The organism is Streptomyces sp. HUAS TT11 (genome assembly GCF_051553595.1).
Classification (GTDB): domain Bacteria; phylum Actinomycetota; class Actinomycetes; order Streptomycetales; family Streptomycetaceae; genus Streptomyces.
On sequence record NZ_CP196184.1, the window covers coordinates 8,346,637 to 8,360,893 of the forward strand.

General features: G+C 70.9%; 15 protein-coding genes and 1 pseudogene. 10 read left to right on the top strand and 6 right to left on the bottom strand.

The genetic code is table 11. From position 1 onward, the window contains the following. Window positions 1-7 precede the first annotated feature (7 nt). A pseudogene (locus tag ACSHXN_RS37525) lies at window positions 8-178 on the top strand (transcriptional regulator); the annotation flags it as partial. Window positions 179-264: 86 nt separating this feature from the next. Here ACSHXN_RS37525 and ACSHXN_RS37530 read toward each other — a convergent pair. The 3 genes from ACSHXN_RS37530 to ACSHXN_RS37540 form a co-directional block, all read right to left on the bottom strand. After that, entirely contained in the window at window positions 265-1,233 is a 969-nt protein-coding gene (locus tag ACSHXN_RS37530) for an SDR family NAD(P)-dependent oxidoreductase (protein ID WP_356114155.1), read from the bottom strand. 328 nt (window positions 1,234-1,561) lie between these two features. Continuing rightward, the gene (locus tag ACSHXN_RS37535) at window positions 1,562-2,224 is read right to left on the bottom strand and encodes an HAD family hydrolase (protein WP_355137467.1); all 663 of its coding nucleotides are present in this window, start codon (window positions 2,222-2,224) and stop codon (window positions 1,562-1,564) included. Window positions 2,225-2,261: 37 nt separating this feature from the next. Further along, the gene (locus tag ACSHXN_RS37540; RefSeq protein ID WP_438305424.1) at window positions 2,262-3,299 is read right to left on the bottom strand and encodes a PHP domain-containing protein; all 1,038 of its coding nucleotides are present in this window, start codon (window positions 3,297-3,299) and stop codon (window positions 2,262-2,264) included. Window positions 3,300-3,486: 187 nt separating this feature from the next. On the opposite strand from ACSHXN_RS37540, the gene ACSHXN_RS37545 reads away from it, so the two are divergent. Then, on the top strand, window positions 3,487-3,723 hold the full coding sequence (locus ACSHXN_RS37545; protein ID WP_059129709.1) for a hypothetical protein: 237 nt from the start codon (window positions 3,487-3,489) through the stop codon (window positions 3,721-3,723). A 163-nt stretch (window positions 3,724-3,886) separates the two neighbouring features. Here the strand turns inward: ACSHXN_RS37545 and ACSHXN_RS37550 are convergent, their stop codons facing one another. Both ACSHXN_RS37550 and ACSHXN_RS37555 read right to left on the bottom strand, forming a co-directional pair. After that, window positions 3,887-5,128 (bottom strand): RICIN domain-containing protein, encoded by a 1,242-nt coding sequence (locus ACSHXN_RS37550; RefSeq protein WP_355137471.1) that lies wholly within the window; start codon window positions 5,126-5,128, stop codon window positions 3,887-3,889. Between the two features lie 205 nt (window positions 5,129-5,333). After that, window positions 5,334-5,762, bottom strand: coding sequence for a VanZ family protein (locus ACSHXN_RS37555; protein ID WP_383358237.1), 429 nt, complete (start codon window positions 5,760-5,762; stop codon window positions 5,334-5,336). A gap of 361 nt (window positions 5,763-6,123) precedes the next feature. Here ACSHXN_RS37555 and ACSHXN_RS37560 point away from each other — a divergent pair, with 361 nt between their 5' ends. Genes ACSHXN_RS37560 through ACSHXN_RS37585 form a run of 6 tightly spaced genes read left to right on the top strand, consistent with a single transcriptional unit; the run spans window position 6,124 to window position 9,855 of the window. Further along, window positions 6,124-6,306 (top strand): hypothetical protein, encoded by a 183-nt coding sequence (locus tag ACSHXN_RS37560; protein ID WP_355137475.1) that lies wholly within the window; start codon window positions 6,124-6,126, stop codon window positions 6,304-6,306. Beyond that, complete coding sequence (locus ACSHXN_RS37565; protein WP_355137477.1) at window positions 6,303-6,755, top strand: monovalent cation/H+ antiporter complex subunit F; 453 nt, start codon at window positions 6,303-6,305, stop codon at window positions 6,753-6,755. The genes ACSHXN_RS37560 and ACSHXN_RS37565 overlap by 4 nt, the downstream gene beginning before the upstream one ends. Next, window positions 6,748-7,011 carry a Na(+)/H(+) antiporter subunit B gene (locus tag ACSHXN_RS37570; protein ID WP_059129714.1) on the top strand — a complete coding sequence of 88 codons (264 nt, stop codon included), beginning with the start codon at window positions 6,748-6,750 and terminating at the stop codon, window positions 7,009-7,011. The genes ACSHXN_RS37565 and ACSHXN_RS37570 overlap by 8 nt, the downstream gene beginning before the upstream one ends. After that, entirely contained in the window at window positions 7,008-7,751 is a 744-nt protein-coding gene (locus ACSHXN_RS37575) for an MnhB domain-containing protein (protein ID WP_438305428.1), read from the top strand. The genes ACSHXN_RS37570 and ACSHXN_RS37575 overlap by 4 nt, the downstream gene beginning before the upstream one ends. Next, on the top strand, window positions 7,748-8,095 hold the full coding sequence (locus tag ACSHXN_RS37580) for a sodium:proton antiporter (RefSeq protein WP_355137481.1): 348 nt from the start codon (window positions 7,748-7,750) through the stop codon (window positions 8,093-8,095). Before ACSHXN_RS37575 ends, ACSHXN_RS37580 begins: the two co-directional genes overlap by 4 nt. Beyond that, complete coding sequence (locus ACSHXN_RS37585) at window positions 8,095-9,855, top strand: complex I subunit 5 family protein (RefSeq protein ID WP_356294415.1); 1,761 nt, start codon at window positions 8,095-8,097, stop codon at window positions 9,853-9,855. The genes ACSHXN_RS37580 and ACSHXN_RS37585 overlap by 1 nt, the downstream gene beginning before the upstream one ends. An 18-nt stretch (window positions 9,856-9,873) precedes the next feature. On the opposite strand, the gene ACSHXN_RS37590 is transcribed toward ACSHXN_RS37585, so the two are convergent. Then, window positions 9,874-10,554 (bottom strand): DUF4230 domain-containing protein, encoded by a 681-nt coding sequence (locus ACSHXN_RS37590; RefSeq protein WP_355137485.1) that lies wholly within the window; start codon window positions 10,552-10,554, stop codon window positions 9,874-9,876. A 317-nt stretch (window positions 10,555-10,871) separates the two neighbouring features. On the opposite strand from ACSHXN_RS37590, the gene ACSHXN_RS37595 reads away from it, so the two are divergent. Together ACSHXN_RS37595 and ACSHXN_RS37600 are read left to right on the top strand one after the other, a co-directional pair. After that, window positions 10,872-11,825, top strand: coding sequence for a ribose-phosphate diphosphokinase (locus ACSHXN_RS37595; protein WP_355137487.1), 954 nt, complete (start codon window positions 10,872-10,874; stop codon window positions 11,823-11,825). Between the two features lie 288 nt (window positions 11,826-12,113). Next, on the top strand, window positions 12,114-14,243 hold the full coding sequence (locus ACSHXN_RS37600) for a DUF1996 domain-containing protein (protein WP_355137489.1): 2,130 nt from the start codon (window positions 12,114-12,116) through the stop codon (window positions 14,241-14,243). Window positions 14,244-14,257: the final 14 nt, after the last annotated feature.

Sequence of the window (14,257 nt, forward strand, 5' to 3'; positions counted from 1 at the left end):
AGCGCGAGTGCCGCAGCACACCGGCGAGTTCGGCGCCTACGGCGCCCGCGGCGTCAAGGGCAGCGAGGCGGTGGCCCGTCAACTGGACACGCTCGCGGGCGTGATCGCGACCCCGGTCACGAAGCGGCGCGGTCTGCCGGCCCGGCTGCACTACCTCACGCGCACGGAGCACGCGCGCCGCGGGTGAGCAACCAGTCGCGGATGTACGGGAGTTCATGGCCCGGGTGCGTGGGGCCGACCGGAGCGCGGCCTGCCCCCGGGCCCTCAGGAACGGGATGCGAACGCGTCGACGCCGGTGAGTTCGGCGGACAGGGCCCACAGGCGCGCCGCCTGCTCCGGGTCGGTCGCCCAGTCCTTGACGCCGGTGCGCGAACCGTCCGGCGCGGCGGGCTCCGCGATCTCGCAGTCCTCGCAGTAGACCCCGCCGAGGCCCGCGAGCCGGGGGGAGGTGGCGGCCCACACCTGGGTGGCCGCACCCTGCTGCGGTGTCTTGAAGGCGTCGGGGTTCACCAGGGCGCCGGTCTCGTCGATCCAGCCGCGCTCGATCATCTCCGCCTTGGCGAGATGACGCTGCAACGGCGTGAGGATCCCGCCGGGATGCAGGGAGAAGGCGCGCACGCCGTGCTCCCGGCCGAGCTTGTCGAGGTGCACGGCGAAGAGGACGTTCGCCGTCTTCGCTTGACCGTAGGCTCCCCACTTGTCGTACCCCTGCCGCCAGTGCGGGTCCTCCCAGCGGATCCCGGAGTTGTGGTGGCCGGTGGACGAGACCGACACGACCCGCGCCCCGCCCTGCCGGATCGCCGGCCACAGGTGGTTGACCAGCGCGTAGTGCCCCAGGTGGTTGGTGGCGAACTGGGCCTCCCAGCCCGGCCCCACCCGGGTCTCCGGGCACGCCATGATGCCGGCGTTGTTGATCACGATGTCGATCGCGCGGCCGGAGGTGAGGAACCGCTCGGCGAACGCCCGCACGCTCTGCAGGTCACCGAGGTCGAGTTCGTCCACCTCGACCCGCTCGAGGCCGGCCAGTGCCTCCTCGGCGGCCGCACGGCGCCGAGCCGGGACGACGACCCGGGCGCCCGCCCCGCTGAGTGCGCGCGTCGTCTCCAGACCCAGTCCGGAATAGCCGCCCGTCACCACCGCGAGACTGCCGGAGAGATCGATCCCCTGAAGTACCTCGTCCGCGGTGCTCCGGGCACCGAAGCCCGATCCGATCTTGTGCTGTGCAGTGTTCATGTGGTGCACGCTACGAATGAGAGGGCGCTCGAAGTCAAGCGGGGATCACCCCTGCGGAGCACGGGCAGGAGAAAGCCCCGACCGCGACGGGGGAATCACGGTCGGGGCAGCCGATGGCGGGTGCGGACGGCGGTCGCCTCTCGGCGAAAGGCTCCACAGGGCTTCAGCCGAACGATCGTCCCTGTGGGCGAGAGATGAGGCCCGGGGACACTGTTCCGTCCGCTCCCACGCCTGGTTCAACGGGAAACTACCGTTCGGTGTTCCGGGAAACCCGCGACGTCCCTGTGATCTGCCTCACCGCCCGGAGCGTCCGGGGGCGGCGTTGGACCTAGGTGTCCGGCGCCAGGGGACTGTCCGCCAGCATGGCGAGCAGATGCGACGGGTCCCGGTAGATGGCCCGGGCTCCGGCCTCCCGCAGGTCCGCCTTCGGTATGCCGCCGGACAGCAGGCCGATGCATGTGACCCCCGCCCGCGTCCCGGCTCGCATGTCCCACACGGTGTCGCCCACGAACACCGCGGCCTCGGGCGGAACGCCGGCCAGTTCCAGGGCGTGTTCGACGGGCTCGGGCGAGGGCTTGCCGGCCTCCACGTCGTCGGCGCTCGCCGTCGCCGCGATGGCGTCGTCCGCGGCGATGGCCTGGCGCAGCGCCGACAGTTCCCGGCCGCCGGCCGAGGTGGCGAGCACGACGTTCCAGCCGTCCTGGTCGAGCCTGCGCAGCAGCCGCCCCGCGTCCTTGAGGGGTGGCAGGCGGTCGAAGAACGTGCCGTACAACGCGGTGTGCGCGGAGACCAGAAGGTCGACCTCGTCCCGGTTCCGACGGCCCAGCAGGTGTGCGATCAGATCCTCCGAGCCGAGGCCCACCGACCGGTGGATGGCGTGCATCGACACCCGGTGACCCGCCTGACGGAACGCCTCCCACCACGTCGTGACGTGCAGATGATTGGTGTCGACGAGGGTGCCGTCGACGTCGAACACGGCCGCCCGTCCCATGCCCAGTCCTCCCTCGTGTGGGGGGTCGGGTACCACGTCAGGGCCCCGCCACACGCGAGGGCGCCGTCCGCTCGCGCGTCCAGGCCAGCAACTCCTCGGCCGTCCACGTCGTGATCACACGCTCGGGGGGCACCCCGCACTCCTCGGCCCGGGCACAGCCGTGGATCTGCCAGTCCAACTGGCCCGGAGCGTGCGCGTCTGTGTCGATCGAGAACAGCGTCCCGGCCTCGACCGCCTGCCGCAGCAGTCGTCGCGGCGGATCCAGCCGCTCGGGCCGGCTGTTGATCTCCACCGCCGTACCGGACTCGGCACACGCGGCGAACACCGCTTCGGCGTCGAACTCCGACTCGGGGCGTCCCCGCCCGGTGACCAGCCGCCCCGTGCAGTGACCTAGTACGTCGGCGAGCGGGTTGCGCACGGCCGCGATCATCCGGCGGGTCATCGACCGCGCGTCCATGCGGAGCTTGGAGTGGACGGAGACCACCACGACGTCGAGCCGTTCCAGGAGGGCCGGGTCCTGGTCCAGCGAGCCGTCGTCCAGGATGTCGCACTCGATGCCCGTGAGCAGGCGGAACGGCGCCCATCGCGCGTTGAGCGCGGCAACCGCCTCCAGCTGCTCCCGCAGCCGCTCGGCGGACAGGCCGCGGGCCACGGTGAGCCGGGGGGAGTGGTCCGTGAGGACGGCCCACTCGTGACCGAGCCGTGCCGCGGTCCGGCCCATCAGCTCGATCGGGCTTCCGCCGTCGGACCAGTCGGAGTGCAGATGGCAGTCGCCGCGCAGCAGCGCCCGCAGACGTTCGCCGCCGTGCGCGAGGGGTGCTCCGGCCTCCTGCTCCAGCTTCTCCAGGTAGCCGGGGGCCTGTCCGGCCAGCGCCTCCCGCACCACCTGGGCGGTCTTCGGTCCGATGCCCTTGAGGGTCTCCAGCGTCCTGGCGGCGGTGCGCTCCGCGACCTCGTGCCGGGGCAGCGCGGACAGCACCTCTGCGGCCGTGCGGAAGGCCCGTACGCGATAGGTCGGGGCCCCGGCCCGCTCCAGCAGGAACGCGATCCGGTCCAGGGCTTCGACGGGCTCCATCGGCACCTCCTCACCCCAGCGTTGCCCAGCGGCGTGCGGCGCGCACGACGAGGGGGTCCGAGGGCGGTTTCACCCGGGTGGGTCAACGCGCCGGACGGCCTGCCGGGCGTGCGCCGGGGCCGCCCCGACGTGCGGTAACCCACCCCCTGAGCCGCTGAGGTGCCGGGATGCGTTCTACCCTTTTTGCATGACAGAAATAGCTAGCCCGCACATCTCCCATCCACGCATCACCGTGCTCGGGGTCCAGCCCGGCACACCTCCGTTCCGGATCGTGGAGGTCGACGGCGAGATGGTCGGTCGGGCGAGGTCGCTCGTCGACGTGCTGGACGTGGCCTCGGAGGCCGGGGTCCCGGTCCACGACCTCGACGACCCCGAGGTGATCCGCTGGGTGGGCGGCGACAAGCTGACCTGGTACGTGCACTGAGCGCTTGTCCCGTGCCGGGCGCACGGCGCGGTGCGCCGCGGAGTCGGTCGTACGCCGGTTGCGCCCTCGTCCCGTCGGCCCGTGACAGGCCGACGCCGACGACTCCGTCCGCCCGCGGCGATCACGGGCGGACGGGATTTTCATCGTGGTCGTCCGAGGACGGTCAGCCGACCGTCCACTTCTGGTTGGCGCCACCCGAACAGGACCAGATCTGCAGCCGGGTGCCGTTGGCGGAGTTGTTGTCCGTCACGTCCAGGCACTTGTTCGCCTGGGGGTTGACGATGTCGCGGGCCCCGGAGACCGTCCACTTCTGGTTGGGCCCGCCCGTGCAGTCCCACAACTGGACCTTGGAGCCGTCCGCGGTGCCGTTGCCGACGACGTCCAGGCACTTGCCGAGGGCGCGCACGGTGCCGTCCGAACCGACCGTCCACTTCTGGGCGGCGGTTCCGTTGCAGTCGTAGAGCTGGACCGGCGTGCCGTTCGCGGGGTTCGCCCCCGCCACGTCGACGCACTTGCCCGCGAGCCCGGTGATCGGGGAGCCGGTGCCGCCGGAGGTGTTGCCCGTCGTCACGGTCACGGAGTCGACGACGAGTTGCTGCGGGAACACGGTGGAACCGTCGGGGTCGCCCGGCCAGTAGCCGCCGACGGCGAGGTTGAGGATCAGGAAGAACGGCTTGTTGAACGCCCAGGCCTTCCCGCCCAGATCCGCAGGGGTGCGCCGCTGGTAGACGTTGCCGTCGACGGACCAGGTGATCGAGTCGGGCGCCCAGTCCACGGCGAAGGTGTGGAAGGCGTCGGCGAAGGCCTGGCCGTTCGGCAGTGAGTATCCGGCGCCTATGCCGCCCGAGCCCGAGTATCCGGGACCGTGGATGGTGCCGTGGACGGTGGAGGGCTCGAAGCCGACGTTCTCCATCACGTCGATCTCGCCGCTGTTGGGCCAGCCGACCTGTCCGATGTCGTTGCCCAGCATCCAGAACGCGGGCCACATGCCCTGCCCGCGCGGGATCTTCATTCGGGCCTCGACATGGCCGTACTGCGCCGTGAACTTGCCGGAGGTGTTGAGCCGGGCCGAGGTGTACTGGCAGGTGCCGTACCAGCACTGGTAGTTCGCGGGGTTCTCGCGGCGGGCCGTGATGACCAGATGGCCCTGCCCGTCCAGAGCGGCGTTCTTGTTGCCCGATGTGTAGTACTGCCGCTCGTGGTTGTTGACGTTGTCGCCGGTCTCGATCTGCCACTTGGAGGAGTCGACGGCCGATCCGGCGGCGCCGTCGAAGGTGTCGGAGAAGACGGTCGCATCCGCCGCCTCCGGTGCCGCATGGGCCGGGGCGGCGGTGAAGGCCGATGCGGCGAGTACCGCGGAGAGTGCGGCGAGCAGACATCTGCGGAGCAGACGCGGGGAGTTCATGACGCTCCCTTCCACGGCCACCCGGGGCACGGGTGGGCCGACTGAGGTGGGGGGTGCCGGCGCGGCCGCGGTCGCGGACCGCGCCGGATGGGTTCCGTGGGGCGCTGTTTCGCCTCTTGATTCAAGAGGTGAAGTAAGGGAACGTCAAGAACCTGGTACGGACCAACAGTCGGACTTGTCGAACGGCCCCGCGCCGGGGGCCGGCTCAGGCCCGGCTGCGCTCGCGGGCGTGCACGGCCCGGCCGAGCCGCTTCCCGAGAAGCAGGTAACCGAGCAGTGCGCCCGCGGTGTTGAGGATGACGTCGTCGATGTCGAAGGCGCGGCCCGTGATGACCGCACCCTGGACGAGTTCCACCGTCAGCATGACGATCGCGGTGACCACGCCGACCCGCAGGATGCCCCGGGTCTTCGGGGCGAGGACCGGCAGGATGATGCCGAACGGCACCCCCAGCAGGATGTTCCCCCCGATCTGCTTGACGGCGTCCCGCGTGGCCGGTTGGTCCAGGTAGGCGCGCAGGGAGCTGCCCGGACGCAGATTGCTGTGGATGAGCTCCTGGGACGCGGGTGACGGCTCGAGCGTCATCCGGGCCAGTGCCACGGCGAACGCCACCATCGCCGCGAAGGCGAGCGCCATGGCCAGCAACCGAAGGGGGAGCGGGAGCGGTCGACGCTTGCGTGGGGTCGCAGAAGTCCGGCGGCGTGCGGACTTCGCGCTTCGGGCGCCTATCGCTGTACGTGCCATCCAGCCCTCCCGTTTTCGGCTTCCCTCTGGGTAAAAGGGCCTACCCCCGAAAGGGCCGCTGATGCCGGATCAGCGGGCGGTCGGCCCAAGTCGATCGCCGGAGGTGTGGGCAGGATGCGCCGCGGTCGGTTTCCCTTCCCGCGGGCTGGGCACTCCGGGCAGCAGCCGCTCGCGCGCCGCTGCTCCACGGGCTTCGCGCAGTGCTTGGATGACATACCGGACATGTCGCGACCGCGGTGGACGGAGGCGGTGCATGAACGCGCGTACGACAGGCCGGGTCGTACTCGAGGTCCTCGGCTGGTGGGCCGGCCTCACCCTGCTCTGGCAGGTGCTCATCAGTACCGCGGACACCCTGGAGTGGGTCGTCGGGGCGTCCGCCGCGTTCGTCGGGGCGCTCGCGGCGCGGGCCGCACGACGGGCGGTGGGTGCCCGTTGAACGGCTGGATCCTGACGGCCACCGTGGCGCTCGGCGCGGGCGTCGGAGCCACGGTATGGGGTGTCGCCACCGGACCGCTGCGCCGCCGGGTCGTCGCCCAGAACCTGTCCAGTGCGGTCGCCTGCCCCGGACTGCTGCTGCTCTCCCAGGGGTTCGGGCGCCCGGCGTACCTCGACCTGGCCCTGCTCCTCGCGCTGCTCGGCCCCGCCGGCACCCTCGTCTTCGCCCGGCTGCTCGCCGACGACCTGACCGAGGACCCGCCCCACGCCCGCGGGGTCACCCTGGCCGTCGCGGGCTACGGGGCCGTGGTCGTCCTGGTCCTGTGCGCCGTGACCGGGCCGGGCCGGACGATGGCCAAACTGCTGGTCGTCGGGGCGCTGTTGATCGGCGGCAACCTCGTGGCCTCCCGGGCCCTGTCCGGCGGATTCGCCGCGAGCCGCCGTGGATGAGCCGCTGATCGTCGTCGTGCTGCTGCTGGTCGCCGTCTCGGCGACGGCTGCGGTCGCCGTCCGCGACCCCGTCCACCAGGCTCTCGTCCTCGCGGTGCTGGGCGTCGCCCTCGCCCTGCTGTTCACCGTGCTGCAGGCGCCCGACGTCGGTCTCTCACAACTCGCCGTGGGCTCGGTCCTGACCCCGCTCCTGCTGATGCTCTCGGTGCACAGGGTCAGACGGAGAGAGAAGGGCCGGAAGGGGAAGGCACGATGACCCGCGGCGTCCGGCTGATCGTTCTGGCCCTCGGCGGTGCGGGTCTGGCGGCCCTGCTCGTCGCCGCGTGCCTGGACCTGCCCGGCTTCGGCGGCACCTGGCACCCGTACGGCGACCGGGCCGTTCGGGCCTCGCTGTCCCGCCGGACCGCCAACACCATCGCCTCCGTCAACTTCGACCAGCGCGCCTTCGACACGCTCGGAGAGATGAGCATCCTCTTCGCCTCCGTCGTCGGGACGGTCGTCCTGCTCCGCCAGACCCGTGAGGAGAAGCGCGGGAAGCCGGAACCGGAGCAGGTCGCGCTCCCCGTCCGCCGCTACGCCCTGATCGTCCTGCCCGTCGCCGTCCTGAGCGGCCTGTACGTGATCGCCCACGGCCAGCTCAGCCCCGGCGGGGGCTTCCAGGGAGGAGTCGTCGCCGCGACCGCCCTGCACCTGCTCTACCTCGGCGCCGACTACCGGGCCCTCGAACGCGTCCGGCCGGTGGGCCTGTTCGAGGTCGGCGACGCGCTCGCCGCCTCCGCCTACGTCGTCACGGGACTTGCGGCCGTCCTCGCGGGCACGGCGTTCCTCGCCAACACCCTTCTTCCGTACGGCACCTTCAACACCCTGACGTCCGGGGGCACCGTGCCGCTGCTGAACGCCGCCATCGGCATGGAGGTCGCCTGCGCGGCGGTGGTTCTGCTCGCGCGCTTCCTCGACCAGGCCGTCGAGATCGAGGAGGAGAACGGGAAACGATGACCGTACTGCCGTACCTGGTGTCCGTCTGGATCTTTCTGACCGGCTGCTACGGCCTCGCCACCAGCCGCAACCTGATCCACGCGGTCGGCTGCCTCGCGGTCTGCCAGTCCGCGACCTATGTCCTGCTGCTCGCCGTCGGCTACCGCGACGGCGGCACCGCACCCGTCTACTCCGACATCAAGCCCGGCTCCCGTCCCGTGGTCGACCCGGTCGTGCAGGCCCTCACCCTCACCGACGTCGTGGTCGGCGCCACGGTCACCGCGCTGCTGCTCGCCCTCGTCATGCAGGTGTCCAAACGCCATGGCACGGTCGACCCGGACGAGCTGCGGGAGTTGCGCGGCTGATGAACCATCTGCTGCCGCTTCTCGTCGCGGCTCCGGTGCTCGGCGCCGCCCTGCTGATCGCCTGCGGACGCCGACTGCCGCGGGTGGCCGCCGAGAGCATCGGTTGCGCCGTCTCGGCGGGCACCGCGGGCCTGGCGGTGTGGCTGTGCTTCGGCTCCTCGCCGCCCCTGATCGAATGGGTCGGCGCCTGGACGCCGGTGAACGGCCGCAGCGTCGGCATCGTCCTCGTCGGGGACGGACCGGGGCTCGGACTGGCCGCGCTCGCGTCCCTGCTCACGGTGGCCGCGCTCGCTTACTCCTGGCACTACTTCGACGTGTCGCCACGACGGCACGCAGGCTCCTTCCCCGCTCTCATGCTGCTGTTCCAGGGCGGGATGTGCGGCTTCGCGATCACGGGCGACCTGTTCAACGCCTTCGTCTTCTTCGAGTTGATGAGCGCCGTCGCCTACGCCCTGACCGGCACCCGCGTCGAGGAGGCCAGGGCGGTCCAGGGTGCGTTGACCTTCGGCGTGGTCAACTCCCTCGGCGCGTACGCCATGCTCATGGGCATCGCGCTGCTGTACGCGCGCACCGGCGAACTCGCCATGACGCAGATCGGCCGCGGGCTCGACGCCCACGGCGGCCCCGACGCGCTGACGCTCGCCGCGTTCGTCCTCGTACTGACCGGTCTGCTGGTCAAGGCCGCCGCCGTGCCCTTCCACTTCTGGCTGCCCGACGCGCACGCCGTCGCCCCCACCCCGGTGTGCATGCTGTTGTCCGGTGTCATGGTGGAACTCGGCGTCTACGGGGTCTGGCGCGTGTACGGGACCGTCTTCTCGGGACCGGGCGGCATCCCGGTCCCCGACCTGGAACGGGCACTCGTCGTGCTCGGCGTCCTGACGGCGGTCGTCGGCGCCGTCATGTGCTGGTACCAACGGCATGTCAAACGCATGCTCGCCTGCTCGACCGTCGCGCACACGGGCCTGTTCCTCATCGCCGTCGGCACCCTGCGGCCCGAGTCCGACGACGGGGCGGCTCTGTACGTGCTCGGTCATGCCGGCGTGAAGGCCGCGCTGTTCGCCTGCACCGGCGTACTCCTCGACCGGTTCGGATCGGTCGACGAGCTCGCCCTGCACGGCCGCGCCCGGCCGCTGCGCGGGGTGGCGGTGATGTACGTGATCGGCGGACTGGCGCTCGCCGGACTCCCGCCGTTCGGCACGTCCCTGGGCAAGTCGGTCATCGAGGAGTCGGTGGGAGTGCCACTGACCGTCCTGTACGTCCTCGTGTCCGCGGTGACGGCCGGCGCCGTGCTGAGGGTGGCCGCGCGGGTCTTCTACGGGCTCGGTCCCAAGCCGCACGGCGGGACCTCCTACGAGACCAAGGGGACCGGTGAGGAGCCCGAGACCCGGCACCGGCTGAGCCGGATCCCGGACACCATGACCGCCGTCCCCGCCCTGCTGCTGGCCGCGTCCCTCGCGGTGGGCGTGGTCCCGGGCTTCGCCGGGTCCGTCGCGCACGCCGTGAACGAGACGGGGTCCGGCGGTGCGCCCGCCGCATCCCACTGGACCGTGCCGGGCGTCCTGCTGGGACTGCTCTCCACGGCTCTCGCGATCGGACTGGCCGCGCTCGCCGTCACCCGCCCGGAACCACTGGGCGAGCAGAGGTGGACGCTGCCCCTGCGCCGCCTGCAGTCCGGGCACATCGGGGACTACGTGGCGTGGGTGCTGGCGGGCGCGGCCTTGCTCGGGGCGCTCGTCCTGCCGGGACTCCCGGCGGGCTGACGGCGCCCCGCGCGTCGCTCAGGTGCCGTAGGACACCTTCACCTCCTTGAAGCCCAGGGACTTCAGCAGTCCCTCCAGCATGCTGGTGGTGTTCGTCTCGGCGCGGGCGGTGAGCTCGCTGTCCTTGGCGGCCTCGCCGATGTGCTGGACGGCCAGCTTCTGCACGGCGCGTTCGCTGTTGGGGTTGTCCGAGAAGAGGTCGCCGAGGCGGTTCAGCAGACCGCGCTGCTTGGAGACGGCGTAGGAGCGGTCGACGTCGAGGGCGGGTTTGCCCAGCGCCGCGTGGGGGAGCCGGAGCGTGGCGGACGTCCGGTCGTCGTTGACCGACACGTCCTTCTCGCCGACCTTGCCGAGGTCGACGTAGGCGTCGACGGTTCCCGCACCCACGTAGAGCGTGCGGGTACCGCGGATCGCCGACGGCAGGAACCTGGAGTCCTTCTCCAGGTCCACGACCACCTGGAAGTTCCCGGACGCGGCCTCGTAGCGGCTCATGTCCTGTATGGACCTCAGGAGCGTGGGGCCCGACCGGTCGTGCGTTTCCGTGCCGAACAGGTCGCGCAGCCCCGGCAGCACGCTCAGCCGCAGCCCGGCGAACAACACCGCGAGCACCGCGACGATGGCGATGACCGCCTTGGTCCACCCGGACATCGGGCGTTTCACGGACGTCGGTTCGGGGGCCTGCTTCGTGGACGTCGTCATGTCGACAGTCCTCCTTTCTGTATTCCGGGTGCCCGCCATGTCCCTTGCTGGAACACGGTGTTGGGGCTCGCAGAGGTCGACGGTAAGGGAGCGATGATCAGACGAGGACACCGCCGCCACGGTTCCCCCGAAGCCCCGGACGACCTGCGGTGTCCGTGCGTCGAAGGGTCCGGTGGGCGATCTCCGGAGGCGGCCTCGGGAGGTGGTCAGTAGCATGTGGCGGCAGACCCATTTCCGATCATGGTCACGCCGAAACGTGCCGGGATCGGGTTGTGACAGGACCGGATCACGAGAACCGATCGTGCGAGGAGCGGATCGTGCGTGACATCGCCGTCTTCAGCGGCAGTGCCCATCCCCAGCTGGCGGCGGATGTCTGCGCGCACCTCGGGGTGCCGCTCAGTCCGGTGCAGGTCAGCCGGTTCGCCAACGACTGCCTGGAGGTGCAGCTCCAGGCCAACTGCCGTGAACGCGACGTCTTTCTCGTGCAGCCCCTGGTCACTCCGGTGCAGGAGCACCTCGTCGAACTGTTGCTGATGTGTGACGCGGCGCGTGGCGCCTCCGCGGGCAGGATCACCGTGGTCATGCCGCACTATTCCTACGCCCGCTCGGACAAGAAGGACGCCCCGCGGATCTCGATCGGCGGACGGCTGGTGGCCGATCTGATGGTCGCCGCAGGGGCCGGCCGGGTCCTCGCCATGACGCTGCACTCCCCACAGGTCCACGGCTTCTTCTCGGTGCCGGTCGATCATCTGCACGCCCGGCGCGAGCTGGCCGCGCACTTCCGCAAGTACGACCTCTCCCGGGCGACCGTCGTGTCGCCGGACCTCGGCAACGCCAAGGAGGCGGCGGCCTTCGCCCGGATGATCGGGGCGCAGGTCGCAGCCGGCGCGAAGCAGCGCTACGCGGACGACCGGGTGAGCATCAGCGCCGTCATCGGCGATGTCGCAGGGCGGGACGTGATCGTGCTGGACGACGAGATCGCCAAGGGCAGTACGGTGCTCGAACTCCTCGAGCGTCTGCGCGAGTCGAGGCCGCGATCGATCCGCCTCGCGTGCACCCACGGACTGTTCGCGGCCGGTGCCCTCAAGCGGCTGAGCGAGCAGCCGGACGTCCTGGAGATCGTGTGCACGGACACCGTGCCCGTCCCGGTCGAGGAGCGCACCGGGAAGCTGAAGATCCTGTCCATCGCCCCCGCCCTGGCCGAAGCGGTACGCCGCATTCACAACGGCGAGTCCGTCAGCGCCCTGTTCGACGAGCCACGGGGCGTCTAGTGCCGTGACCGCCCCGCAGTCCGGGCGCATGTGGCTCGACGCCGAGGCCGACTCGGAATCGCACCTCCGGTGGGCCGCCTCGCAGTTCGAGGGCGACACGGCCTCGCCGCCCGGGTCCAGGAGCCGCGCCGAGCCCTCACGAGCCTGTCACCGTAAGGGAGTTGCCGAGATTCTGAAGTGGTGTGTGCGACCCGTGAACTGGGGTGATGGACCGTATCGCCTATGAGGCGGCTGTGAATTGGCGATGTGTTTGAACACGGCCGCACGCGTCTGCGTACAGGGAGGGGGATGTTTCATGCCCGGACCGCCATGACGTGTAGGAGTACTCCCGTGGGACGCAACTCGCGCAGACGCCCGACAGGCGCACGGCGCGCGACCTTTGCAGCGGTCGCGCTGATCTTGGGCGGAGGGGGACTGGTAGCGGCGAACGTCTACGCCTCGGCGAGCGAAAGCTGGGGCGGGGGAGCGAACCAGAACGGCACCGACCAGGTGAAGTCGGGGACCGCCACCATCGACTGCCCGGACGTCGGCCAGAAGCTGACCGATGTGCCGAACGCCGCGAAGCAGAACGTCGACGCGGAGCTGTCGACCCTCGACAAACAGATCACCGAGGCCTACGAGCGACTGGCCTCGACGCGTCAGGCACAGGGCGACGACGCGAACTACGTGCAGAACGAGATTCTCGGCCCGCTCAAGGACAACCGCTCCGCGGTGATCGACCGGATCAAGGACGACTACCGGAAGGCCGGTGGGACCGCACCGAGCGCCGTCGACGGCATGGCGGCCTGTACGGGAATGGCGGCGGACCAGGGCCTGCCTCCCGCCGGTGGCCAGAACGGCGAGGGGGGAGGCGAGCAGCAGAACGGCAACGGCGGCCAGGACGCCGGCCAGCAGCAGGGTGACGGCGGTCAGGCCGTGAGCGGACCCGTCGCCTCCGACTTCGTGGACATCACGACCGTGCAGCCCGACGTCCGCAAGCCCGTACCGCAGGCCGGGGCGTCGACCGGTGAGTTCGTCACCAAGTGCGGTGTGAACGAGAACGGCAAGCACAACACCGACAACGTCATCGTGGCGCCCGGCGTGAAGAACGGCGCGCACCACCTGCACGACTACGTCGGCAACCAGTCCAACGACGCCTTCGCCACCAACGACACCTTCGCGGCGGCCGGGACGAGCTGTGAGAACCAGGGCGACAAGTCCTCGTACTACTGGCCGGTGCTGCGTGTGCAGGACGGCACCCAGGACTTCGACCAGGATGCCGACGGCGGCGGCAAGGAAGGCAACGTCGGCCGGATCCTGGTGGCCAAGCAGGCCGAGATCAAGTTCGTCGGCAGCCCGACCGGTGAGGTCGTCGGGATGCCGCGGTTCCTGCGGATCATCACCGGTGACGCCAAGGCCTTCACGAACGGTCCGGCGAACGCCAACGCGCACTGGAGCTGCACCGGCTTCGAGGACAAGGTGCAGCTGACCGACAAGTACCCGATCTGCCCGCAGGGCAGCCAGGTGGTGCGGTCCTTCGCGTTCCAGAGCTGCTGGGACGGCCAGAACATCGACAGCGCCAACCACCGTACGCACGTGGCCTTCGCCGACGCGGGCGGCAACTGCCAGAACGGCTTCAAGGCGATCCCGCAGCTGACGATGCGTCTGGTGTACGACGCCCCGCAGCCGAGCATCGACAACGGCCAGGTCAAGAACGCCTACGCGGTGGACGGCTTCCCGGAGCAGTTGCACAAGCCGATCACCGACCACGACGACTTCATCAACGTCATGACCGACGATCTGATGAACCAGGTGGTCGGCTGCATCAACGACGGCCGGCAGTGCGGCGGCGGCGCCGACGACCAGCCGCCGGCCACGTCCGCACCGTCCGACGAGCCCTCCTCCGGCGGGGACGACGGGAATGCCCCCGGCAACGGCGGTGGAACCGGTGACAACAACGGCGGCGGCAACGGCGGCGGAGCCGGCAGCGACAACGGTGGTGGCGGCAACGGCGGCGGCGGGAACGACAACGGGAGCGGCGCCGGAGGCGGCAACCAGACGGAGCAGCCCCCGGCGGACACCCCTGGCACCGCACCGGACGCCACCCCGGGCGGTGGCTCGCACGTCGACCACGGCGGCGCCACCCCCAAGGTCGACACGACCCCCAAGTCCGCGCCGAACGGCCAGTCAGCGGCGCCCCAGAGCGACTCGGGCGACGACAACACGGGGCAGGCTCCGGCCACGGGTGACAACACCGCGGCCGCCGCGGCACCGGCCGGCGGCGGGGACACGTCCGTTCCTCCGGCACAGACCGAGCCGCAGGCGGTCACGGGCGGACTGGCCGAGACCGGCGCCCAGCTGTGGCCGGCTGCGATCGGCGGGGTCCTGGTGATCATGGGCTTGCTGCTCCTGCGCCGCATCGGACGCCGTTCCGTCTGACGCCGTCCTCGTAC